At 36.8% G+C, this 729-nt stretch carries 1 protein-coding gene; it reads right to left on the bottom strand.

Features of this window, described 5'->3' with window-relative positions:
• On the bottom strand, positions 1-638 hold a 638-nt coding region (locus tag GOU96_RS17945; protein ID WP_267783461.1), incomplete at its 3' end, for a hypothetical protein.
• Positions 639-729: the final 91 nt, after the last annotated feature.

The raw sequence follows: 729 nt of genomic DNA, 5'->3' as shown, positions 1-729 counted from the left end.
GAATTTTTCATATGTTCATCATATCTTTCTTTATATTCCTTCAGCTTACTCCGATGATCATCTAGGGCGTTCAAATCCCCCTGTATTTTCTTCTGTAAAGCATCGCGTCGTTGAGGATATTTATTATTTTCTCGGAACTGTTTGTCAGCTTGCTCCAATGGTACCAATATTTTTTCTATTTCTTTTCTGTTTAATTTGAAATCACTTTTAATCGGTATTACTAGTCGGAAAATTATGTAAATCAGTGGCAGACAAAAGAAACCGAAAGCGACAATGGCATAGACAACGTCAACTTTAGTTTCACCGTAAAAAGTGGCCAACGCTAGTCCAAAAAATGAAAGCAAGAAAAATACTAAACAAGTACGTCGGAAAAATGAGTACCTTTTATCAAGCTCATACGTATTAATTAACTTAAAATGGTCATCCTGCAACTCACACCAAAACTCCTGAAGTTCTTTATTGAAAGCTTTTACTAATCGAAGACGAAAGCTAAGTTCTTTCTTCTGTTTATTTTTATAGTGATAAATCAGGCGATCCAGACTAACCCATTCAGCCGCCAAATATATTGCCGCAAAAAACTGTAGCAGGCTTTGAAGACTACTTAATTCCAAAATTAAACTCTCTTTACTCATATTCACTATAACGCCCGCCTAAGGGGCTGACAACGCATTACCGCTAAACTCAAACACAACAATCGAAACCACCACGGATCAATGGGACTGGAAACGC

It is taken from the genome of Vibrio sp. R-1 (assembly GCF_035615595.1).
Lineage (GTDB): Bacteria > Pseudomonadota > Gammaproteobacteria > Enterobacterales > Vibrionaceae > Vibrio > Vibrio cholerae.
This window is presented reverse-complemented; position numbering and strand designations above follow the sequence as displayed.